Consider the following 22,791-nt stretch of genomic DNA (forward strand, 5'->3'; position numbering starts at 1 on the left):
CGGCGAGGGACGGCGCGCGAAGACGTTCGGTCTTCGATCAATGATCGTGTCTGTGATGCGTGTCGGGCGTATGAGGATGCGCATGCAGGAGCGGCTCGTGCGCGTGCCAATGTGTGTGCGGCTGGCCGTTCTCATGATCGGAGTGGTCTCCGTGCCGATGATGCTCGTCATGAACATGCGAATGCGAATGTTCGACGGCCTCGTGCGAATGCTCGTGCTCATGGCTTTCGGTCAGATGCAGCCAGACGCCCGCGCCCATCAGCCCCGCTCCGGCGACGAGCTGCAGAGTCAAAGGCTCGCGCAGCGCCACGACGGAGACGGCCGCGCCGAGGAAGGGCGCAGTGGAGAAATAGGCGCCCGTGCGCGCGGCGCCGAGATGGCGAAGGGCCAGCACGAACAGCGCCAAGCTGAGGCCATAGCCGAGGAAGCCGACGACGCTCGCGGCTCCGATCAGCGAAACGGAGGGTAGATGAGCGCCGGCGAATAGTCCGATCCCGAGATTGACCGCGCCGGCGACCATTCCCTTGATCTCGACGATTTGTAGCGGATCGGAGAGCGAGACTCTGCGTGTGAGGTTATTGTCGACGGCCCAAGCGAGACAGGCCGCCGCGATAGCGAGAGGGCCGAGCGCGCCGGAAAGGCTCGGCGCTCCCGACCAGGCGAGGCAGAGCGATCCGGCGACGATGAGGGCCATGCCGAGGGCGATGCGACGATCGAAAGGCTCGCGAAACACGAACCATGCAATGGCGGCGGTGAAGACGCCCTCGAGCGTGAGCAGCAATGAGGCCGTTGCGGCTTCCGCATGCGCGAGGCCGAACATCAGCAGCAAAGGCCCAGCGATGCCGCCCGCCAGCGTCGCCGCGCCCATCCAGGCCCAATCCGATCCGCCGAGCGTCGCCTCTTCCGCAGCGAGGCCGAGCCGAAGCGGGAGACGGCGCAGCAAAGCGACGCCGACGCCGGCGCCGCAATAGAGCAGGCCGGCGAGGATGCGCTGATCTATGTCCGCGAGAAGCAGCTTGGCGGCCGGCGTCGAAACGCCGAACAGAGCCGCCGACAGCAGGGCATAGGATATGGCTTTCGTTTTCATGTTTGGCGCAGACATTCAGTGTGCGACCGCGAGCGCGACGATGCGCGCGAGAACGAGGCCTCCGGCGAGCAGAAGATAGCAGCGTAGCACGCTCATCCATATGCGGCTCGCCATCGAGAGCTTGGCCGGCGGCAGCGCGTGCAGCGGCGGCATGCGCCAGCTGTCGCGTGCGTGACGGCCGATCGCGCCACGCGCTATGCGCCGCCGCGTGTGGAGACCGCCCGTCGCGACGGCGATGGCCGCGGTCGCGATCGAGCCGCCGCCGAGGATCCACAGAATGACGGTCTCGTTCGTCTGCTCTGGAAACAAGACGGAAGCGGTCAAAATGATCGATAGCATCACGAGAATCGCGACGATCGCGCCGGTGAAGAGATTCATGCCCCAGCCATTGACCCAGGGGCCGAGGACCGCCTCGTCATTGCAGAGAAGCAGCAAAAATACGGTCGCGCTCGGCAGCAGGACGCCGGCGAGCGTCTGCACGGCGTTGGTCAGCAGGCCGAGCGGCGCGCCGGGCGTCAGCACGAGGCCCGCCGAAACGGCGATGAGCGCGAAATAGACGCCATAGAAGCCTTTGGCGTCGGACGGCTTGCGATGCAGCGAATGTTTCAGCGAAAGCACGTCGCCGAGCGCATAGGCCGTGGACAGCGACACCGCCGCGGCGCCGATGACGCTGGCGTCGATCAGCGCGAGGGCGAATAATATGCCCGGCAGGCGCCCGGCATATCGGCCCAATCCTTCCGCGACGGCGCCGGCGTCGGTGAAGTTTCCGGCCTCTGGACGTCCGGCGAAGGCCGCCGCCGTGAAGGCCATCATCGCCGCCGCGCCGATGACGACGAGCGCTATGCCGAGCCAGAGATCGACGCGCTCATAACGAATGAAGCGCGGCGTGATGCGCTTGTCGATCACATAGCTCTGCTGGAAAAAGAGCTGCCAGGGGGCGATGGTCGTGCCGACGATCGCTATGATCAGCAGCATCACTTCGCTGAGCTTGCCGTCCTTCGGCAACTGCACGAGGAACATGTCGCGCGCGACCTCCGCCATCGGCGGATGGATCATCACGAAGATCGGAATGAGAACAAGGCTGCCCGCGCAGAGCGCCAGAGCGAAGCGCTCGAAGCGGCGGAAGTCGCCCGTGCCGACCGCCGCCATTATGACGACGGCCGACAGCGCCACGCCGAGCTCCCGCGAGACGCCCAGATAGGAGAGCGCGAGAGATATGCCGATGAATTCGGTGACGATGGTCAGCGCGTTGAGCAGGAAGAGATCGATGACGCTGAACGCGCCCCAGAATTTGCCGAAACGCTCGACGATGAGCCTTGCGTGTCCAACGCCCGTGACGGCGCCGAGGCGCAACACCATCTCCTGATTGACGTAGAGCACGGGAACGAGCAGCAGCAATGTCCACAGCAGGCTCGTGCCATAGTTCTGGCCCGCCTGAGCATAAGTTCCGAAGGCGCCCGCGTCATTGTCGCCGACCATGACGATGAGGCCGGGACCGAGAATGGCGAGAAGCGTCTGGAGGCGGCGCTTGAAACCGATGCGCGGGCCGTGATCGGCGTGATGGATCGTGCCCAGCGCGCCGCGAATATGGCCGATATGGGCCTCGTCGAGAACAGCGCTCTCGGCGGTTTCGGTCGGGTTGAAATGCAGGGTCATGGCTCGCCTTTTCTCCGGCGGAGGGCGAGCCTTCCCGAAAGCTCACGCCCTCTGGACCGCTCGCGCTCTCGCGCCCGGGCAAATTCGGATCGGAATGGATTTCGAAGCGCCCGCCGAGTCGCGCTCACGCTCGCCGGCGGGCCTGGTTGGGCCGGGGTTCATTCGCACTCTCCGTTCAGGCGGCGAGGCGCGAAGGGGGCGGCTCGTCATTGTCTTGGGTGAGGCGAGCGTCGGCCTGCGCCGCGTCGGTCCACACGCACAGAAGCCGCCCCGAGGCGGCGTCGAGCGTCCAGACGCAATGCGGCGCCCGCCGCGCGCGACGGCGCGGCGCGACGATCTGCGCCTCGGCGCGGAAAGAATCCGCGCTTCGAGCGAACGGACGCGCGCATGCGATTGTGGTGAGCTTGTTCATCGCTCATCTCCTTTTTGGCCATTGTGATCCACGGCCCGGAGCATGAGCGGCAGGCAGGAGCCTCTAGGCCCTCGCGACGCCTCTCACGCGGTCTCCGAGACCGCGGGTGGTTTCGATGTCGAGTGGCGTCGCGAGCGCAGACGAGGCTGCGGGCGCGGCGCCGAAGCGGCTACTGCCCATGTTTCTTTCTTGGGTTGTCGGAGTCGACGGCGGGGGCGAGGCCCCTCCATCCGAGGGCGATATCGGTCCCGAAGCTGTGGTTGTCAAGCACAAATCACAGGATAGGCGATAGTGCTTACCAATCGATGAAACGAGACGCCGAACCGCGTGCGCCGAAGCCGCTCTCTGGCGATGCCCGAGCTCGCTCGCCGGATAAGGTCACGTCGACAAGCGGAGAACGATCGGCTAAGCCGACGCGGTCGAGCATTTCCGGGCGGCGAAATTATATCGAGCGGATTGGCGGGGCCGAATGACGCGATCATACATCAAAGCGAAGCTGCTCGATCTCATTTTCACGAGCCCTGTCGTCGCATGGTTCTCTCTCGGCATTTATGGCTCGTCCCAGATGATGGGCCCGTCCGAAGGACTTCTCGTGAATTTCTCGCTCGCGGCCAATATCGTTCTTCTCTGTCTCATAATATGCGTGATCTTGCTGCGGCCTCCGTCTCTGCGGACCGCGAAAGGCGTTCTGCCGAAACTGGCGGGCGCCGCCGGCTTTCTCTTGCCGAGCTTCATAGTCGCCGTCCCACAAGTCGACCTGTCGCCTTCGACGAAGGCCATTTCGGTCGGCATGGCCCTACTCGGAACGCTCGTCTCCATCGCGGCGACGATTTGGCTCGGTCGCAGCTTCAGCATTCTTCCGCAAGCTCGCGCGCTGGTGACGGAAGGACCGTATAAGCTCGTGCGTCATCCGCTCTACGCGGGAGAATTATTGGCTCTGATCGGCATCATGTTTCGATATCAGCAGCCGTGGGCGCTGTGCTTGACGCTGCTATCGATCGCCATTCAATGGCCGCGCATGAATTTCGAAGAACGTGTGCTCGAAGAAACATTCCCATCATACAAGGAGTATGCGGGTCGCACCGCGAGGCTGATCCCCGGCGTTTACTGACCTTTCGCTCACGATCGGGGAGCGGGAGACAAGCGCTCCCGCCATTGCCAAGAAGAGAGATCGACGCGGCAAGGCATGCGGACGAATGTCGGCGGCCGGACCAGGAGAGATCACGGCTCTCGTTACCCGAAAGCGCGAGCCAGACCGAAGGCCGCCGAGGCGGCAAGTCCCCCCACGGCGAGGGTCTGGATTGCCGCGCGCGCTCGATCGACGCCGGTGAAATGCCCTTTCGCCGCGCCGAACGCCAGCAACGCCACACCCGTGGCGAGAACGGACCTCAAAAGCGCGGTGTCGACGTTGTCCGTCGTCATGTAGGGAACGAGTGGCGTGAGGCCGCCGACGACATAGGCGAGTCCGATCGTCAGGGCGCTCGCCAGCGCACGCCGCGGATCCGGCTTCTCCAGCCCGAGCTCGAAGCGCATCATGAAATCGATCCACCGTTCCTTGTCGGCCGATATGGCGGCGACCAGCGATTTCAGCGGATCGCCGGTCAGGCCGTATCCTTGGAGAAGCTGCTCGATCTCGTGAATCTCATGGTCGCGCATGAGGTCGATCTCTCGACCTTCCCGCGCCGCCTCGGACGCGTAGTGTTGAGCATCGGTCCGCGCGGCGAGAAAGCCTCCGAGACCCATTGCGATGGCGCCTGCGGCAATTTCAGCGAGGCCGGCGGTCACGATCACGTCGGTGCTTGCGACCGCGGCCGACAGGCCCGCGGCGAGAGCGAAAGGCACCGTCAAGCCATCGGACATGCCGATCACGACGTCGCGAACCATTTCCGTGGCGGTGAAGTGCTTTTCTACATGGGGCGTTGCAGGCATCGTTCGAGTTCCCGAGACAGCGCCAGCGTCGAGTAAGGGGCGATTGTGACAGCAGATCGACGGCGACCGCAGAGGATGCCTCGTCGAGGGATGAGGGCGCGATCTCAGTCCGCCGCACTGCATTTGCCGACCATTGAATAGGAAGCGATCGAACCGCTCGTCGTCGAAGAAGCCGGAGAGCTGTTCGGCGCGCTCCTGGAAAATGGGGTCAAATGGGTGGCCACAGACGTCCATGTAGCGGCGGAACGCGAACGCGTGTCGCCGATCCGCATCGAGGACGACGGCTCAGGAGTTCCCCCCGAAAAGCTCATCGAGCTCGGGCGGCGGGGCGTTCGACTCCGCCAAAAGACCGAGAGCGCCGGGCTCGGGCTCTCGATCCGTCGACGCCTATGGCGGGCAATTCGCTTTGGGACTCGCAGCCCTCACGGATTTCAGGCGGATCATCACTCTGCCGGCATGATTGCCCTCAGAAGCATTTGTTCGTTTTCAGCTCGTAGACCCAGGCGGCGCACTCGTTCTGGCGTCCGCCGTGCTGCCTCATGCAATTATTGTAATTCGTTTCGATCGCCAAGCACAACGCGACTTTGGGATCCGCCTGCGGGACGAAGCGGCGCCTATTTTGGTCTTCGTCGTAATCCCGCGGCCTTTCTTGGCTTCGGCGCCATTCTTCATATTCGCGCCGGCGATGTCGCTCGCGCCATTCCTCCCGCATCTCGTCGAGACGGGCGCAAGCTTCATCATCGCCATGCTCGCAATCCTCGTGGAGGCGATGCATATAGTCTCTTCGGCGGTCTTCATCGTCCTCTTGGGCGCGCGCCAGAGTCGGGGCCATCGTTACGATCAACCCGACGACAATCGCTTGACTCCATTTCATAGATCGGCCTTTTCCATCATACGGAAGGGACCACGCGACCCTCCTTTGAAACCATATAGATGCAGTCCAATTGACGAATTATTAAGGATCGCATTTTTGGGTCTTTCGTTGCGACGCGGCCATCTGATCCGCTTGAAGTCATTCACGCGCAGTTCATGCGCGGAGGACGATGTTTGCCTTGGTCGTTGCCGCGCCACAATGATTCCGCATCGATTCCGTTGCCGAACAGAGTGAGTCGCGCGCCGGCGGAAAGGAATGCCCATGGACAAGAAGACCGTCGGACTTTTCGGTGTGATTTCGGCCTTGCCGCTCGCTGCGGCGACGCCGGCGGCCGAGGCGAAGACACTCGACGAAGTGATGTCGCCCCGCTCCTATGCGGAACTTCTGCAACCAATTCCCAATGCGGGAGCGCTCTTGAAAGAGGCCGTGGCGCGAGAGGCTTCGCAGCCCGAGCCGCAGATCCAGACAGCCCAATATTACGGCGATGGCGGTTATGGGTATGGCTACCCCTATTACCGCCGCTGGCGTCACCACCATCATCATCATCATCATCATGGCTGGGGTTGGGGCGGCGGGGGATACTACTATGGACCGCCGCGCTACCATCATCACCATCACCATCATCACCATTGGAATGGCGGCTGGTGGTAAAAAGTGCCGGTCGCGCCGTTCACGCAACGGGAGCCTTTTATTTCTTCGGCGCGACCGAACGCGCCGCACCATGGATGTGGCGATAGGTTCCGTCGAAAACCGTGTCGGTGGTCGACAGCCATTGCGAGTCGGCGCCGAGCGTTGCGCGACTTGCGTGGATGCGCCGCGATTGCAATTCGCGTTCAGCGGCTTCGTCGTAGCTCATGGGCTCCAGTTCGACGTCGCTTTCCGCCGGGATCATCGTGAATTGGGCTATCGGCATGTCCGCCCGGAAGACATGAGTCTGCCCTTCCGACGGTGATTTGAACACGAGAAAATAGATCATCGGCCACCATTCGCGGATGATCGCCGGCACGGCGATCGGCGCTGTGCCAGTGCTGTCCGTATAGAAGCTCGGATGCGTCTCGACTTTGATCGCGTAACCCGGCTCGGGCTGGAGATCGAGCAAAAGCTGATAGGTGTAGTAGCTGCCGCCAAAATCACGGAAGGGCGGCCAACTGCGGTCTGGATCGGGCGGCGAGCCGAAGTCGCCGTCGAAAATCAGCCTCCCGTTCTGCATCGAAACGCGCAGCTCGTTTTTGTAGGGGTAGAAAATTTCGACGCCATATTTGGCGTATTCGGAGAAAGGCACGCAATGCCAGGCGTGCTCATGCGAGCCATCCGTGCGCTTTTCCGGCTGGCCCGCCCAGCCGGGAATTTCCATTCGGGTGCGGCGGGGTTTGAGATCGTCGCCGCTCATTCGGAATTTGATTTTGTGCAAGACGATCTCCCTGCGCTTGTGCTCGTCAGCGATAGCGCCGCGCCCTCTGGTCCGCGCCGGTCGAACGAAATGCCGGCGTACCGCTCAATACGCAGCCACTTCGGCTTCATTGCGGCGCCGAGGTCGACGAAATCGGGAATTCACCAGAGGCCCGCCGCGCCGGCCCCCTTCTCTATCGTGAAGCCCATCGCATGACGCCATCGTCGAACGGGCTCCATTGAGCCGTTCGAATCCCGGCGGCGCGCAGCGCCTCGCTCGTCCAGACGTTGCAGGTCCGAAACGCGCTGTAATGGCCGCGCGCGCCATAAAAGACGTCGCTGGGACCGTAGCCGGGAATGACCTCGCGCCGATCGGCGAATGTGGTGTCGATGAAGGCGGCGAGCCGGTGGTATTGCTCGGGCGTTATCCGCAGCGGACGGACCGTCTCGCGCGGGCGGACGTCCTCGAGGAGGTCCACATGCACCAGCGTCGACCCCTGCCCCGTCACGGCCTTCAGTCCGCGCAGAAACGAAAACTCCGCCCAGGTCGGTGTGTTGAGATAGAAGTCCCGATCGCCCCAGCCGAAAGCGAGCCAGCCCGGCGTGGTCGACCATCCGGGCGCATCGCCCGGTTGGATGCGATGGCTCCAATCGACGCCGGCGGCGTTCGCAGGCACGACGACGCCGGTGTGCACGCCATTGGTCTGCACATAGATGGTTATGCCACTATCCGGCTCGCGCCAGTCGTCATTGGCAGGAATGCGGCTCGCGATCGCGGCGGCAATGAGATAGAGCGCGGCGGGGACCAGCGGCGCAAGGAGGATGAGGACGACGGTGCGCGCGGCGCGGCGCATGGGCTCTTTTATCCAGGGTTATAATCCCGGCATTCTCGCGTAGCCGACCTCTGTGGTCTACGCGAATTATGCCGCCTTCGAGCAGCATCCCCTCTCGCGGAATCATATGGCGCGCGCCGCGCCCCTCTCGAAATCCACCGTCGACAGACCTTCAATCCCCGCGCGTCTCGCCGATCCTCTGCAGACGCTCGATGAGCCAACGGCCAGCCGGGCCGGGCGGGGAATCCTTGCGGTAGACCGCCGACATGGCCATTTCGGAACCGACGATCATTTCGGCCAAATCCAGCTGGACCAGCGCGCCATTCGCCAAATCCGCCGCGACGAAGTCGAACGGCATGCCTCCCCAGCCGAGTCCGGCATGCAAGAACGCATGCTTCACGCCGAGGTCGGAAAGACGCCACGTCTTTTGGGAGAATACACGGAAATCCCGCCCTTCCGTCATCCGAGAGCGATCGCTCAAGACGAGCTGCACATGCCGTGCGAGCTCCTTTGTCGGGATCGCGCCGCGGTGCGCCGCCAATGGGTGGCGAGACGATGCGACCATCACATAGCGGATGTCGAGCAGCGCCTCGCTGGCGAGCTCAGGATGGCCGATCGCCAAGGGACCGCGAATGCCGAAGGAGCAATGGCGACCGAGAACGGAATCGATGACGGCTCCCAATCCCTCCACGGCGATTCGCAATGGCGTGTCGGGAAACTCGGCTTGGAAGTCGACGACGGCGCGGGTCAGCGTTTCGGTCGGGAACAGCACATTGACGATGACGCTCAGCTCGGGCTCGAGCCCGCCGGCGAACCCGCGCGCTCGGGCTTTGAACAAATCCATGCTCGCGGCGACGGAACGGGCTTCCGACAACAACGTCTTTCCCTCGGCGGTCAGCTGCGGGTAACGGCCTTTGCGCTCGAACAGCCGCACGCCGAGCTGGCCTTCGAGATTGGCGAGCGTCTGGCTGACCACCGACTGCGCGCGGCCGAGCCTCCGCCCGGCCGCCGAGAAGCTGCCTTCGTCGGCCGCGGCGATGAAAGTGCGAAGCTGATCTAGAGAGACGCCGTCGAGCATATATCCAATTACCAGATGGATCGTATCGAAATATATAGGCTACGACGATGTAAGGCAAACGCATATCACTGAGGGCGTCGGCGCGTCGACGCCCTCGCGCTGCAGAGGCCTGCGGCGAGGAAACCCACCGCCTCGACACATCGTCGGGAGCGCGCCGTCGATCCTCAGGAGAAAGCCCGGTGAGCACCAATCCTATGAAAGTGAGACGGGCCGCCGCCCACCCCGACCGGCCAGGCGAGGCATGCAAGGCGGAACCCGGCGCCTATCGCCCCGAGGTCGACCCGCGCCGCTGCGAAGGCAAGGGCGATTGCATCGAGGTCTGTCCATATGGCGTGTTCGAGCTCGGCCGTCTTCCCGACGAAATCTTCGACGCTATGCCGCTGCTCGCGCGGATGAAGTCTTGGGCGCACGGGCGAAAAACGGTCTTCACCCCCAAGGCCGACGCCTGCCGGGCCTGCGGCCTGTGCGTCGTGGCGTGCCCCGAACGCGCGCTCCGACTTGTCGGGGCGGAGGTCGGCTGAACGCGGAAGCGTTTTTCGCTCCGCCGCCCGAGAACGGCAAAGGAACCTGCTATGTCTACTCGCGTTTCTCGCGTCGTCCCCGCGACGACACGGACCCTCGGCCTCGGCCTTTCCGTCAGCGGCGTCGATTGCGGTGCGCTCGGCGTCGCGGCCTCGCCCATCATGTTGCTGGACCACTTTCGTGTGAGAGCGCCGCCGTTTCCGCCGCATCCGCACGCCGGCTTTGCCGCCGTCACCTATGTGCTCCCGGATTCGGATGGAGGCCTGCGCAGCCGCACCTCGCTCGGCGACGATCTCGTCATTGGCCCCGGTGGGATCGTCTGGACGCAGGCGGGGAGCGGCCTGATCCATGAGGAGGCGCCGTCCGAAGCGGGTCGTGAGCTTCATGGCGTGCAGATTTTTGTGAACGCGAGCTCGAGCCGCAAGCTGACGACGCCGCATGTCCTCCGTCTCGAAAGAGATGGAGCGCCAGAATGGCGTAACGCCGATGGCGACCATGTGCGCGTGATCGTCGGATCCTTCGAAGGACTCTCGTCACCGCTCGTTCCGGTCGAGCCTTTCCGCCTGCTGGACGTCGATCTGCGTCGAGGATTCTCATTCGACGTCGCGGCCGGCGACAATGCGCTCGTCTATGTTCTTCACGGCGAAATTCTCGTGCACGCCGAAGGCGACGAACGACGACTCGCTGAAGAGCAGGCCGTCACGCTGCGCGGCGACGACACGCCGGCGGCTCTCGAGGCGCTGCGCCCCGCCCGTCTGCTGATCCTCTCGGGCGCAGAAATCCGCGAGCAGCTCGTCGAGCAAGGGCCGTTCATCATGAACGAGCAATCGCAGATCGACGCCGCCTTCGCGCGCTATCGAGCCGGCGAGATGGGTCGATTGACGCCCATGGCGAAGATCCGAGCGCCCTCGAACGAAGCGTCCATCGAACGAGCGTGAACGCACGCGGTTCGTCCGGCGCAAATCCCTCACAAAGCAAAGGAGAAATCTCATGACTGAAGCTGGAGCCGCGACAAGCGCCGTTCGCCCGTCTCTGGGCTGGCGAGCGACTCTCTGGATCGCACAGATTCTGCTCGCGCTTCTGTATGGAGCCGCGGGCGCGATGAAGAGCATCGCAACGCCCGAGGCGTTGGCGACGATGGGTGTCGCCTATGCGACCGACATTCCGTTCTGGCTGCTGCGCTTCATCGGCTATTCCGAGTTGACGGGCGCGGTCGGAATCGTCCTGCCCGCATTGATCGGCGTCAAGCCGGGCCTCACGCCGCTCGCTGCGGCGGGATTTTCCATCATCCAAGTCTTGGCGATCGGCTTCCATATCATGCGCGGCGAGACGAACGCTTTGTCGATGAATCTTCCTCTCCTCGGCCTATCGCTGTTCGTGCTGTGGGGCTGGATCAGACGGCCGCCTGTCGCGTCGCGCGGCAGGTGAGGCGCTCGGGATCGAGACGCACGCGTCGCACACTGCAACGCCGAGCCATGCGCGCCGCCCTTTCGCTTCGGAAAGGCGGCGCGCGTCGCGTTTCATCGGCGACGATTCGACACGTGTCGCAGAACTCTTCCCCAATGTTCGTAGGCGATGGCGGGCGCCGAAATGGACGCTGTCGTGACGTTCGCGGAGCGCCGCGGCGTCACGCGCTTTTGGTCGGCGCCGCCCGATAGGCGCTCAGGAATACGAATACGCCCGCCTCCATCACTCTCTCCGCCTCCGCCTCATTCGGCAGGTCGAGGCCCAGAGCGACGCGCATCGGCAGATCCGACAATATGAGATTGAGGAATTGATTTGCCGCGAGATGGGCGTCGCCGAAGGTCAACCAGCCTTGCGCTTTGGCGTCTTCGAGAAAGGCGGCGACAAATTCATTCGCCTTGTTTTGGCCAGTGCGAAAATAGAGTTGGCAGAGTCCAGGAAAGCGGAGCCGCTCGCTGGACACGGTCTGGAAGAATTTGGTTTCGTCTTGTGAGAGAAAATGGAGAATGAATTCCTTTCCCAGACCTCGAAGAGCCGAGTCGATGCAGCATCCGATCATCGGCGCAGGCTCGAACATGCGCTTCTCATCGCATTCCGACTCGATCAAATGGCTGAACAGCGCTTCCTTGCTTTGGAAATAGGCGTAGAGCGTCGTTTTCGACACGCCCGCGGCGCGCGCGATCGACTCCATGCTGGTTTCCCCGAATCCGCGCTTCAGAAACTCGTTTCGGGCGGCAGAGACGATCTGGGTCTCTTTCCGACCCGCCGAAGATTCCAGCGCTTCCGCCGGCGCAAGGGGTGACGGTCTCATAGCGATCGATCCAAAGCCCCTTTGCCCCCGCTGGATGCGCAAGCGGCGCTCTTCCAGGACGCGCGCCCTTCGACGGGGCGATCCCATTGGTCGATCGAAACGACGAGCGGCATGATCCTGCGTTCCTCACCCGGCGGCGGACTAGACTGAACGGTTTAGTTTACCACCGCAGCCGCCGTCGTAAAGCCTCGAACGAGGCGAAAGCGCGCGACCGCAATGAGAGGCGCCCCCAAGGACGCGAGCGGGAGAAGCCTCAATGCCCCTATTGGCGGGTCGGACGGTTGCGGAGGCGGGGATGGCGGCGTCACGCCTCTTGCGTCGCCAGCGTCGATGGATGCGCGACGCTGCGGCTCGGCCTCACGCGAAAGACGCCCAAAACGGAGACGAAGAGAGCCGGCACGAAGAAGATCGCCAGAAGCGTCGCCGAGAACATGCCGCCGACCACGGCCGTGCCGATCGCAATGCGGGCGGCCGAACCTGCTCCCGTCGCCACGACCAGAGGCAGCGTGCCGACGACGAAGGCGATGGACGTCATCAATATCGGCCGCAACCGTTCTCCGGCCGCGGCGATCGCGGCGTCCTCGAGCGTCGCTCCCGCGTCGAAGAACGCCTTTGCGAATTCCACGATCAGGATCGCATTCTTCACTGCGAGACCGACGGTCGTGAGCAAGCCGACCTGAAAATAGACGTCATTGGCCAGTCCGCTTCCCAGCGTCGCGACGATCGAGCCGATGACGCCGAGCGGGACGACCAGAATGACGGCGAGAGGAATCGTCCAGCTTTCATATAGAGCCGCGAGACAGAGCAGCACCACGGCGAGCGAGAGGGCGTAGAGCGGGGCCGTCTGGGAGCCGGATTTCTGCTCCTCATAGGAGAGGCCGGTCCATTCGTAGCCGACGCCTGGAGGAAGCTTCTCGATGAGGCGCTGCATCGCCGCCATAGCTTCGCCCGTGCTGTGGCCGGGCGCAGGGGCGCCGAGAATTTCGAAGGATGTGAGGCCATTGTAGCCTTCCACCTTTTGCGGGCCCGATGTCCATGCGCCATCGACGAAGGCGTCGAACGGAACCATCTTGCCGGATGAATTGCGCACATGCCATCGCGCGAGATCCGAAGGGGACATTCGCGAGCTCGTGTCGCCTTGCACATAGACCTGCTTCACGCGTCCCGCTCGCAGGAACTGGTTGACGTATTGCGAGCCGAGAGCGCCCTGTATGGCGGCGTTGAGATCGCTGACCGAGACGCCGAGCGCATTGGCCTTCTCGCGATCGATCTTCAGCCTGTATTGCGGCGCATCTTCGAGGCCGTTCGGGCGCACCCCGGCGAGCGCGGGATCCTGCGCCGCCATTGCGAGCAATTGATTGCGCGCGGCGAGAAGCTTGTCGTGACCGAGCCGGCCTCGGTCTTCGAGCTGTAGGTCGAAGCCCGTGGCGTTGCCGAGCTCCATCACGGCCGGCGGCTGGAATACGAACAGGCGGCCGTCACGGTTGCCGGCGAAACGCCGCATCACGCGGCCAGCGACCGCCGCGCCGCTCTGCGCGGGATTCGGCCTCGCCGACCAGTCCTTCAGCTTGATCGCCGCGAAGCCGGCGTTCTGCGCTTGTCCGCCGAAATTGAAGCCGGAGACCGTCAGCACCGATTCGACATTGTCCTTCTCGGCCGTCAGCAGATATTCCGTCAGCTGCTCGTTCATCCGCGCCGTTTGCTCGGCGGTCGCGCCGGTCGGCATGGTCACTTGGCCGAACAAGAGCGCCTGGTCCTCTTCGGGAAGAAAGCCCGTCGGCATGCGGCCGAACATCGCGATCACGGCTGCGGTGATCGCGATGAAGATCAGAAGGCGGGCGCGCGAATGAGCGATCAAATTATAGACGCCGTTCTTGTAGCGCTCGTTGACGCGATCGAACATCGCATCGAACCATTTGGAAAAGCCGTTCTTGCGCTCGCGCGCATGCGCGCTGCTCCGCAACAGAGTCGCGCAGAGAGCCGGAGTGAGAATCAGCGCCACGAGCGCGGAGAGCGTCATTGCGGACACGATCGTCACAGAAAATTGGCGATAGATGACGCCGGTGGAGCCGCCGAAAAACGCCATGGGAAGGAACACCGCAGAGAGCACCAGCGCAATTCCGACGAGGGCGCCGGATATCTCGTCCATCGACGCGCGCGCGGCTTCGCGCGGCGACAAGCCCTTCTCGCTCATGAGCCGCTCGACATTTTCGACGACGACGATGGCGTCATCGACGAGAAGGCCGACGGCGAGCACCATTGCGAGCATGGTCAGCGTGTTGATCGAATAGCCGAAGGCGGCGAGCACGCCGAACGTGCCGAGCAGCACGATCGGCACGGCGATCGTCGGAATGAGCGTCGCGCGGAGATTCTGCAGAAAGACCAGCATGACCAGAAAGACCAGCGCGACGGCTTCGAAGAGAGTCTTCACGACTTCTTCGATGGAGAGCGTGATGAAGGGCTCTGTGTCGAGCGGATAGGCGAGCTTGAGGCCAGGCGGGAAGAACTGCTCGAGACGCGCGAGCTCGGCGCGCACCGCGGACTCCGTGGAGAGCTGGTTGGCTCCCGGGGCGAGCTTCAGCGCGAGAGCGCCGAATGGCTTGCCGTTATAGAGAGACGCCGTGGAATAGGATTGCGCGCCGATTTCGACGCGCGCGACGTCCCGCAGTCGGACTTGCGAGCCGCTGGGATTCACCTTGAGCAAAATATTTTCGAATTGCTCGGGAGTCTCGAGCCGGGTCGGCCCGATGATGGCGGCGTCGAGCCTGTTTCCTCTGCTGGCTGGCAGCCCGCCGAGCTCGCCCGACGACACCTGCACATTCTGCGCGGTGAGCGCGCTCGTCACATCGCCGACGGTCAGCGAATATTTATAGAGCTTGTCCGGGTCGAGCCAAATGCGCATGGCGTATTCGGATCCGAAAGACGTGAAGTCGCCGACGCCCGTGATGCGGGTCAATGGATCCTTGAGATTGGAAGCGACATAGTCATCTATGTCGATGGCCGACATGGCGCCGTCGTCGGAATACACGCCGACGATCATCATGAAGCTTCTGACCGATTTGTTGACCTTGATTCCTTGCTGAGTGACCTCGGTCGGCAGAGTCGGCTGGGCGAGAGACAGCTTGTTCTGGACTTGCACCTGCGCGATGTTCGGGTCGACGCCCTGCGCGAATGTCAGGTCGATCTCCATCGAGCCATTGGATTGGGCGCTCGACGACACATACTCCAAGCCGTCCAGGCCGGACATTTGCTGGAGAATGGGTCGCACGACGGTATCCATGACCGTCTGAGCGGAGGCGCCCGGATACGCGACCGAGATCGAGATTTGCGGCGGAGCGATGCTGGGATATTGCGCGATCGGAAGCCGAAAGATCGAGATCCCGCCGAGCAGCATCACGATCAGGCCGAGCACCCATGCGAAGACCGGACGGTCTATGAAGAAACGTGACATCGAGGGCGCTCCCGCGGGGCTCAGGATTTATTGTCGGCGCCGACGGCCGCCTCTTCGACCGCTATGGGTCGAACGACGTCGCCTGGACGAATGTTCTGCAATCCGTCGACAACGACGCGCTCGCCAGCGTGTAGGCCGGCGGTGACGATCCATTTGTCGCCGATGGCCTGACCCGTTTGTATGATGCGTAGGCTCGCCTTGTCGCCGTCTCCGATCAGGAGGACGGTCGCGTCGCCATGCGTATTACGGGACACGGCCTGCTGCGGGATCAAAACGCCGTTTCGATCCATCCCTTCCTGCAAGGTCGCGTGCACATACATGCCCGGCAGCAACAGGTGCTTAGGATTGGGGAAGATGGCCCGCATGAGAACGGTCCCCGTCCCCTCGTCGACCGTGACCTCCGAGAATTGCAGCTTGCCCGTGAGCTCATATGCGCTGTTGTCTTCGAGCTTCAAAGTGACCTTCGCCGCGCCGCGGCCGACGCTTTCGATCTCGCCGCTCGCGAGCGCCTTCCGCAGACGCAATAAAGTCGTCGCCGATTGCGTCACATCGACATAGATCGGATCGAGCTGGGTGACGGTCGCGAGCATGGTGCTCTGATTGGCGGTCACGAGCGCGCCCGGCGTGACCGTGGATCGTCCGATGCGGCCGGAGATGGGCGCCAGAACTTTCGTGTAGGAGAGGTTGATTTTCGCTTGGGCTATGCTGGCCTGCGCGATCGCGATATCCGCCTCCGCCTGCTGCGCCGCCGCCACTGCGTCCTCCAATTCCTGCTTGCTGACCGCTTTCATCGAGGACAGCGATCTGTAACGGGCGGCTTTGGCGTTGGCCGCGACCAGCGTCGCCTGATTGCGCGACAATGTGGCGACCGCGCTATCATAGGTCGCTTGATAGAGCGCAGCGTCGATCTGGTAGAGCTGCTGACCCTCTTTCACTTCGCTGCCTTCTTCGAACAGCCGCTTGAGCACGACACCATTGACCTGCGGCCGCACGTCCGCGGTCAAAACGGCCGTCGTGCGGCCGGGCAATTCCGTCATGCGAGCGATCGGCTGCAAGCGAACGACGATAAAGCCCGCTTGCGCGGGCGGAGGCGACGGCTGCGCGCCGCCTGCTTGGCCGCAGCTCGCGAAGAATGTGAGCGAGAGCAGCCATAGGAAACGGCCGAAGAGGCCCGCCACGCGTTGGCGCGACGATAGCGGAGCCCTCTGGGCGACGATAGGCGACTGGATTCGACGAGACATCGGGCTCATGCGGTTTTGCTCCAGAAGAATGCGGATTGCTGCGCGGCTATCGAGGCGAGGCGTCGGAGACGTTTCCGTCAACGCGGAGCGTCCCCGGGCTCGGAGACCGAGCGGCCTGTCGAGAGCGGCGCCGAAATGGCGCGACCGAACATTTCCGCGAACTGTTCGAGAAGCCGCTTCGTCCGGTCGGCGGATGTCTGCAGGAGCTCGCGATGGATGAAGCCCAATTCGAAACTCAGACTGAGCAGCATTTCGGCGGCGGCGCCGATATCGAGATCGGGATCGGCCATTCCGGCATAGACGTAGCGAGCGAGCCTCGATTCGAGGCCGCTCTTGACGTCTTCGCGGATCCAGATGCGGTTGAAACGAGCCTTGAAGGCTTCGTCGAGCAAGGCTCTCGAGATCACGATGCGAATTCGGTCGGATCGTTCCGATATCTTCTCGACCGAATGCGCGAGCATCTCCCGCGCTTCCTGCGCCAAGCTCGAGCAGAGCGGGCGCCCCAAAAAGAGCGCCGCGTCGGAGCGGTCCTCCTCCTTGTCGAGAATGGCCAGCAGCAGCCCTTCCTTGCCATTGAAATAGCGCTGGATCAGAGCCTCCGAGCAACCCGCGGCGTCGGCGATCGCGCGCGTCGTCGCTCCCTCGTAGCCGCATTCGGCGATGACCGTCACCGCGGCGGCCATGAGAGCCTCCTTGGTCGCTTGGCGGTCGCGGGCTCTCGGCTTGTTGACAGTGGCGACGGACAAGGCGTGCTCCATTAGATTATGTATGCACTCACATACATATTATGCATAAAGCTTTGTGTCAATGGGCCACTAGTACAGCTAGTGCTGAAGCGCACACCTAACAATGGCGTCGACTCTAGCGCGGCTGTGGGTTGCAAGCGGATCACATTTTGCTGCAGAATGCGGGACCCGCTCATTCGCAGGCCTCCCTATCAGAAAGCGAAGAAGGACGATCGACGACATGCCTCGCGGACGAATTCTGAGTTCCAAAGGCGCCCTCGTCCGCTCCTGGCCGTCGATGCGGACGCGTCCCTCTCGGTCGCTCGTTCGAGCCGTCGCCGGCGCAGCTATTTTGTCGCTGACACCGCCGGCCTTTATCGCTCAGGCCTCCGCCCATGGAGCGAAATGGGAAAGCCGATGCCAGATTTTTGTCGGTCCCGACGTCATGAATCTCGCCAGCTACTCGCCGGACGCCTCGCGCTCGGAGTTTTGCGTCGATATTCCGTCGACAGGCCACGCGATCATCGCGCTCGACGCAGAACAGGATGAATTGCGCGGCATGGCGATCGAGATTCGTATCGTCAAGGACACCGGCCGCGAAGAGCAGGAAGACATCGACGCCGTCACCGTCGCTTACAAGCCGCCTCACGTCTATCCGACCGGGACCATCAATTTCGAGCATGTTTTTCCAGACGCCGGCTATTTCGTCGGCATCGTCACCGTCACGGGCGACCACGGCGAGCACTGGGTTTCGCGGTTTCCCTTCTCGGTCGGCATGACCTTCATGCGCTTGCTGCCGGTCTATATCCTGCAGATGATCGGCGTAGCCGTGGCCTTCTTCCTCTATCTTCGGCGCCGCCCGATGAAGAGGAACACATGAAGACGAATTGCGAAAAGTTGACGCAGAGACCCTTCTGTGGGACGATTTGAGCGTGGATGTGTGAAAGTCACGGCCCGGTTGGTAGTCCGGGTGGCGCTTACACGCTCGTAATTAGGTAAGCTCGTCATCGAGCCCCTTCCGACACATCCCTTTCCAAACGACAGGAAAGGTGTGTCCGCATGAAACTCTCGAAATTCCATCGATCCAGTCCCGGACTCTCGGCCGTAGAGTCCGCGCAACGTGACCATGAGCGCGATCGCCCGGTCTCGCCGCATTCGTCGGCGCATCGACAGGCGTAACCCGCTTCCCTTCCGACATGATCCCGCAGCAGCGCGAGAGTCGTGAGACTTTCGGCATGGCTCCGCACGTGTCGCTGCGCATCGCAAGCTCATGGAATGACACAAATGTCCAAGAAAATCCTCGTCACCGGCGCGACCGGCAACACCGGCGCCTATCTCGTCGAGAAGCTCCTCGCCAGCGGCCATGCCGTTAAGGCCGCCTCGCGCTCGGGAAGACCCGTGGCCAGAGCGGAAGTCGTTCGCTTCGATCTGACCGAATCCTCGACTTATCCGGCCGCTTTCGAAGACGTCGATCGCGCCTTTCTGATTATTCCGGCCGGACGCCTGAATAACGTCGAGTTCCTCGAGCCGTTCATTCGCTTCGCGGCGGATCGGCAGGTGAAGATCGTGTTTCAGACCGCTTATGGCGTCGAAAACGATCCGACCAGCCCCTATCGTCGCGCCGAGCTCGTGCTCGAAGGAGCGGGCGCGCCTTTCACCATCCTTCGCCCCAATTGGTTCTCGGACAATTTCCACACCTTCTGGCTCCCGGCCGTTCGTCATGGAATCATCGCCGTGCCCGCGGGGGACGGCAAATCGTCCTTCGTCGACACACGCGATATCGCCGATAGCGCCTTTGCGGCGTTGACCTCCTCGCGATTCGACGGGCGGGGATTCACGCTCACCGGACCCGAGGCGCTCGGCTATGCCGAGGCCGCGGCAATTCTGGCGAAGGCGATCGGCAGGCCGGTCGAATATGATCCAGTCTCGGACACGCAGTTCATCGCTATTCTCACCGGCGCCGGCATGCCGGAGGATTACGCTGCGCATCTCGCCGAGCTGTTCGCCATGGCGCGGAAAGGATGGACCGCCGCCGTCACCGACGACGTGCGAGAGCTGACAGGCAAGCCCGCTCGCAGCCTCGCTGTCTACGCCGCCGACAATCGGGCGAAGTTCCTCGGTTGATCGAAACGCAATTCCGGCTCGGCGCGAAACGCCGAGCCGGCGCCATCCTCCAACCGAATTGTCGGGCGACCATCGTTCGGATGGAGTTCCGGCGAGCGCGTCCCGCTTGCCGATCCACGTTGGGCGACGCGCTCCGCGCAGCGACGAAATCGAGCCGCCCCGCATCCAGCCGATCCCAGATCATCGTGGCCGGCTCTCGTGGCGGACGCGCGGCGTCGTCGTCCAGAATCGGGCGGGTCCGACATCTTGCGCGCAGCATCGGCGGCATGAGCTTAGATACTTGCGAATATGTCTAATCTACCCGGAAAGCGGCCTTTATTGGAAATGTTTCAGCCGCCGAGCGCTTGTTACTTCGTTATCAGTAGTCCTCGCCCAATAGTAAAGCCGAGCGAGGTCGAAATCATGTCGCGTGTCAATATCGAAGCATCTTCCACCGTCGCATCGACGCTCCTGTTGTCGCTCGTCATGGGTCACGCTCTCGCGCAGGAAGCCCTGCCGCCGATCGATGTGGCGGCGCAATCATCGAATGACGGCGGGCGAGGCAAAGAGCGCCGGCCCGTCGTCGGACCGCTCGGCCCCACATATGCGGAGACGAAGAGCCTGAAGCAAATCACGCAGACGATCTCCGTCGTCGATCGACAGCAGATCGAGCTCGCCAATCCTACGGGTCTTCTCGAAATCCTCGCTCAGGCGCCCGGCGTCTCCATTGCGCGCGCGGGCGGAATCGGCGGACAGATCTATCTGCGCGGCTTCAGCTCCAACACCATGCGCTCGCCGCTCTATGTCGACGGCGATCGCCTGCACGGCCGCAACACGCTGCAGCTCAATTATTTCGCGCCGGAAGAGATCGAGCAGGTCGAGGTGATCCGAGGGCCGGCCTCCGTGCTCTATGGCAGCGACGCGCTCACCGGCCTCGTCAATGTCGTCACGCGACGCCCGTCGTCCGATGTCGACGGCCCTTTCCGTTTCACACGCGGCGGCGCCTCGTTCGGTTACGCGAGCGCGGCAACGGCGCTCAACACATATGAATGGGCGGAGGGCGCGGGCGACGGATTCTCGGTGAGGGGCGGCCTCGCGGGACGCAAAGGCCTCTCTTACGAGACGCCCTCGGGAGTGGCGCGCAACGGCGATTACCGCAGCGTCGGCGGCGATTTCACGCTCGGCTACGCGCCGACGCCGGATCAACGCCTTCAAGCGAGCTTTCGCGGCTATGTGGAAACAGACGGACGCGCGGGAGGCGTCGGCGGCGCGCCGGGCTACCCCTATCTCAATGTGCGGCAGAGTCCCAACGAGCTGCTGATGGGCCGCCTCGCTTATTCCGGCGACTTCACCGGCGGCCTGATCTCTCATGTCGAAGCTTCCGCCTATGTCAATTATTTCGACACGCATCTTCTCACCGTCAACACGACGAGCGCGAAGCAGGCGGTGTTCTCGGACAGCCATGTGATCGGGCCGGTCGTCATCGGCGGACGCGTGCTCGCCGTCGCGCCCTGGTCGATCGACGGATTCGGCAATGTGGTGACGAAATTCGGCGGCGACGCTTTCTATGAACGCCGTCCCGGCAGCGTCGGAACCACCACCACCGCGACGCTCTCCAACGGCATGGTGACCGCTCTGAAATATTCGCCGGCGAGCCAATCCGTGCCGGAATCGTTCCAGACCAACGGCGGCATTTTCATGCTGCACGAATGGACGCCCCTCGAAGCGCTCACCATCTCCGCCGGCGGCCGGCTCGATTATTTCAACACGCGGACGCGTCTGTCGCCGCTCCCTTCCGCAGCGCTGCTGCCCGCCTATGTGGCGAATAGCGACACAGACCGGCTGGCGCCGACCGGCAGCGTCGGCGCCGTGCTGCGCGTCGCCCCGGCTCTCGATGTCGTCGGCAATGTCTCGACCGCCTTCCGTCATCCCACCAACGCCGAGCTGTTCAATTCGACGGCGACGTCATTGCCAAATCCCAATCTGCAGCCCGAGACCGGCGTGACCTATGAAGGCGGCCTTCGCCTCCATATCGCGAAGGCGACCGCGAGCATCACGGGCTTCCACAGCGTCTATCACAACCTCCTGCAAACGCAGTCGGTGACTTATATGGGCGTCTCCACCTACACGCAGAGCCAGAATGTCGGGCGCGCCGAGATCGACGGCGTCGAGTTCGAAGGACGCTGGCAGGCGACGCCGGAGCTCAATCTCTTCGGCAATTTCACCGTGCTGGAAGGCACGAACACGACGACCGGGCGGCCGCTGCCCAATATCGCGCCCTTCCGCGCGCGCTTCGGCGCGCAGGTCGCGCCGCCCGGCGCCGGCTATTCGCTGCAAGCCGTCCTCAACGCCGCGGCCGCCAAGACCCGTATCGACACGACGCAGGAATATGCGACGTCCGGCTATGTCACATTGAATCTCTATTCGAGCTTCGATCTCGGCGTGCTGGTCTCGCCGCGGCTCGGCGACACGCGACTCGCCATCGGGCTCGAAAACGTCTTCAACACGGCCTATGTGGACGCTGCGACTTTCGCCAACATCTCCTACGGCCGCAGCGTCACGAATCCATTGCACGAGCCCGGACGCAATTTCATGATCAAGCTCACGCATGAATTCTGAAAGAAGCGCGGATGGAACGAAAAAAGGCGGCTCTTCGGACCCGCCTTCTTTTTTGTCTCCGAGTCGATCAAAGAGCCGCGCGCGCGGCCACGTCATAGGCCTCTTCCGCCGGCAGGCTCATCAGGCGGTCGGCCATATCCTGCTTCAGCCATTCGAGCCGCTCTCTTTCCTGCGGCGTCGCAGCGCCGCGGCGCGAGAGCTCGATGAATTCGGCGCGCACCACGCCTTCGCGCAAGGTCACATCGACGCTCGCGTCGCGGTAGGAGAAGCGAAAAAAATAGCGCCCGCGCGGGCTCTCGACCACATCCGGCCCGCCGAGATCGAGATCGACCATATAGCGTCCGCCGGTGAAGGCGCGGGTCGTCATTTCGATCGCGTCGCGGCCGCCAGGGCCCGGAAAAGCGGTGGCGATCGTCAGCTCGTAGCGCTCCGGCCGACCGTCGGCGCATAGCAGCGGGAAGGCGCGCTGCATGGCCTTGAAGCCATGCGCCGCGCCGCCGATGAAGCTGCGGCCATGATATTTTAGAATATCCGCGAAGGAGATCGCGATCGGCTCTCCGTGATCCAGCACCGTCAACGAATCGTCGGTCATGTTTT

The 22,791-nt window shown here is 63.1% G+C and carries 21 protein-coding genes; 9 read left to right on the plus strand and 12 right to left on the minus strand.

The window, feature by feature from the left end:
• Window positions 1–37: 37 nt before the first annotated feature.
• From METLW4_RS0121135 to METLW4_RS0121145, 3 genes are all read right to left on the minus strand, one after another.
• Window positions 38–1,087 (minus strand): DMT family transporter, encoded by a 1,050-nt coding sequence (locus tag METLW4_RS0121135; RefSeq protein WP_018268228.1) that lies wholly within the window; start codon window positions 1,085–1,087, stop codon window positions 38–40.
• 15 nt (window positions 1,088–1,102) lie between these two features.
• Window positions 1,103–2,743 carry an NRAMP family divalent metal transporter gene (locus METLW4_RS0121140; RefSeq protein ID WP_018268229.1) on the minus strand — a complete coding sequence of 547 codons (1,641 nt, stop codon included), beginning with the start codon at window positions 2,741–2,743 and terminating at the stop codon, window positions 1,103–1,105.
• Between the two features lie 175 nt (window positions 2,744–2,918).
• Complete coding sequence (locus tag METLW4_RS0121145) at window positions 2,919–3,155, minus strand: hypothetical protein (RefSeq protein ID WP_018268230.1); 237 nt, start codon at window positions 3,153–3,155, stop codon at window positions 2,919–2,921.
• Between the two features lie 469 nt (window positions 3,156–3,624).
• Here METLW4_RS0121145 and METLW4_RS0121150 point away from each other — a divergent pair, with 469 nt between their 5' ends.
• Window positions 3,625–4,266 (plus strand): methyltransferase family protein, encoded by a 642-nt coding sequence (locus METLW4_RS0121150; protein WP_018268231.1) that lies wholly within the window; start codon window positions 3,625–3,627, stop codon window positions 4,264–4,266.
• A gap of 122 nt (window positions 4,267–4,388) precedes the next feature.
• Here the strand turns inward: METLW4_RS0121150 and METLW4_RS0121155 are convergent, their stop codons facing one another.
• On the minus strand, window positions 4,389–5,084 hold the full coding sequence (locus tag METLW4_RS0121155) for a VIT1/CCC1 transporter family protein (protein WP_026191700.1): 696 nt from the start codon (window positions 5,082–5,084) through the stop codon (window positions 4,389–4,391).
• Between the two features lie 216 nt (window positions 5,085–5,300).
• On the opposite strand from METLW4_RS0121155, the gene METLW4_RS28915 reads away from it, so the two are divergent.
• Together METLW4_RS28915 and METLW4_RS0121165 are read left to right on the plus strand one after the other, a co-directional pair.
• The gene (locus tag METLW4_RS28915) at window positions 5,301–5,960 is read left to right on the plus strand and encodes an ATP-binding protein (protein WP_157235554.1); all 660 of its coding nucleotides are present in this window, start codon (window positions 5,301–5,303) and stop codon (window positions 5,958–5,960) included.
• Window positions 5,961–6,219: 259 nt separating this feature from the next.
• On the plus strand, window positions 6,220–6,609 hold the full coding sequence (locus METLW4_RS0121165; RefSeq protein ID WP_018268234.1) for a hypothetical protein: 390 nt from the start codon (window positions 6,220–6,222) through the stop codon (window positions 6,607–6,609).
• Between the two features lie 37 nt (window positions 6,610–6,646).
• Here METLW4_RS0121165 and METLW4_RS0121170 read toward each other — a convergent pair whose 3' ends face one another.
• The 3 genes from METLW4_RS0121170 to METLW4_RS0121180 form a co-directional block, all read right to left on the minus strand.
• A complete protein-coding gene (locus tag METLW4_RS0121170) occupies window positions 6,647–7,369 on the minus strand; it encodes a hypothetical protein (RefSeq protein ID WP_018268235.1) in 723 nt (240 codons plus the stop codon).
• A gap of 172 nt (window positions 7,370–7,541) precedes the next feature.
• Window positions 7,542–8,201, minus strand: coding sequence for a TIGR02117 family protein (locus METLW4_RS25695; RefSeq protein WP_018268236.1), 660 nt, complete (start codon window positions 8,199–8,201; stop codon window positions 7,542–7,544).
• Between the two features lie 151 nt (window positions 8,202–8,352).
• Window positions 8,353–9,258 carry a LysR family transcriptional regulator gene (locus METLW4_RS0121180; RefSeq protein ID WP_018268237.1) on the minus strand — a complete coding sequence of 302 codons (906 nt, stop codon included), beginning with the start codon at window positions 9,256–9,258 and terminating at the stop codon, window positions 8,353–8,355.
• Window positions 9,259–9,437: 179 nt separating this feature from the next.
• Here METLW4_RS0121180 and METLW4_RS0121185 point away from each other — a divergent pair, with 179 nt between their 5' ends.
• Genes METLW4_RS0121185 through METLW4_RS0121195 form a run of 3 tightly spaced genes read left to right on the plus strand, consistent with a single transcriptional unit; the run spans window position 9,438 to window position 11,208 of the window.
• Complete coding sequence (locus METLW4_RS0121185) at window positions 9,438–9,779, plus strand: 4Fe-4S binding protein (RefSeq protein WP_026191702.1); 342 nt, start codon at window positions 9,438–9,440, stop codon at window positions 9,777–9,779.
• 51 nt (window positions 9,780–9,830) lie between these two features.
• Window positions 9,831–10,718: a pirin family protein gene (locus tag METLW4_RS26710; protein WP_018268239.1), complete on the plus strand. Its 888-nt coding sequence runs from the start codon at window positions 9,831–9,833 to the stop codon at window positions 10,716–10,718.
• A gap of 52 nt (window positions 10,719–10,770) precedes the next feature.
• The gene (locus METLW4_RS0121195; RefSeq protein ID WP_018268240.1) at window positions 10,771–11,208 is read left to right on the plus strand and encodes a DoxX family protein; all 438 of its coding nucleotides are present in this window, start codon (window positions 10,771–10,773) and stop codon (window positions 11,206–11,208) included.
• Window positions 11,209–11,407: 199 nt separating this feature from the next.
• Here METLW4_RS0121195 and METLW4_RS0121200 read toward each other — a convergent pair whose 3' ends face one another.
• From METLW4_RS0121200 to METLW4_RS0121215, 4 genes are all read right to left on the minus strand, one after another.
• Window positions 11,408–12,055 (minus strand): TetR/AcrR family transcriptional regulator, encoded by a 648-nt coding sequence (locus tag METLW4_RS0121200; protein ID WP_083919350.1) that lies wholly within the window; start codon window positions 12,053–12,055, stop codon window positions 11,408–11,410.
• A gap of 304 nt (window positions 12,056–12,359) precedes the next feature.
• On the minus strand, window positions 12,360–15,506 hold the full coding sequence (locus tag METLW4_RS0121205) for an efflux RND transporter permease subunit (protein ID WP_018268242.1): 3,147 nt from the start codon (window positions 15,504–15,506) through the stop codon (window positions 12,360–12,362).
• A gap of 20 nt (window positions 15,507–15,526) precedes the next feature.
• Window positions 15,527–16,684 (minus strand): efflux RND transporter periplasmic adaptor subunit, encoded by a 1,158-nt coding sequence (locus METLW4_RS25705; protein ID WP_018268243.1) that lies wholly within the window; start codon window positions 16,682–16,684, stop codon window positions 15,527–15,529.
• Between the two features lie 140 nt (window positions 16,685–16,824).
• Window positions 16,825–17,493, minus strand: coding sequence for a TetR/AcrR family transcriptional regulator (locus METLW4_RS0121215; protein WP_245258511.1), 669 nt, complete (start codon window positions 17,491–17,493; stop codon window positions 16,825–16,827).
• 331 nt (window positions 17,494–17,824) lie between these two features.
• Here METLW4_RS0121215 and METLW4_RS0121220 point away from each other — a divergent pair, with 331 nt between their 5' ends.
• From METLW4_RS0121220 to METLW4_RS0121230, 3 genes are all read left to right on the plus strand, one after another.
• Window positions 17,825–18,352 carry a hypothetical protein gene (locus METLW4_RS0121220; protein WP_018268245.1) on the plus strand — a complete coding sequence of 176 codons (528 nt, stop codon included), beginning with the start codon at window positions 17,825–17,827 and terminating at the stop codon, window positions 18,350–18,352.
• 404 nt (window positions 18,353–18,756) lie between these two features.
• Window positions 18,757–19,596: an SDR family oxidoreductase gene (locus METLW4_RS0121225; RefSeq protein ID WP_018268246.1), complete on the plus strand. Its 840-nt coding sequence runs from the start codon at window positions 18,757–18,759 to the stop codon at window positions 19,594–19,596.
• Window positions 19,597–19,998: 402 nt separating this feature from the next.
• Window positions 19,999–22,194 carry a TonB-dependent receptor gene (locus METLW4_RS0121230; protein WP_018268247.1) on the plus strand — a complete coding sequence of 732 codons (2,196 nt, stop codon included), beginning with the start codon at window positions 19,999–20,001 and terminating at the stop codon, window positions 22,192–22,194.
• Between the two features lie 67 nt (window positions 22,195–22,261).
• Here METLW4_RS0121230 and METLW4_RS0121235 read toward each other — a convergent pair whose 3' ends face one another.
• On the minus strand, window positions 22,262–22,786 hold the full coding sequence (locus tag METLW4_RS0121235) for a hypothetical protein (protein ID WP_018268248.1): 525 nt from the start codon (window positions 22,784–22,786) through the stop codon (window positions 22,262–22,264).
• Window positions 22,787–22,791 lie beyond the last annotated feature (5 nt).

This window comes from Methylosinus sp. LW4 (genome assembly GCF_000379125.1).
Classification (GTDB): Bacteria; Pseudomonadota; Alphaproteobacteria; order Rhizobiales; family Beijerinckiaceae; genus Methylosinus.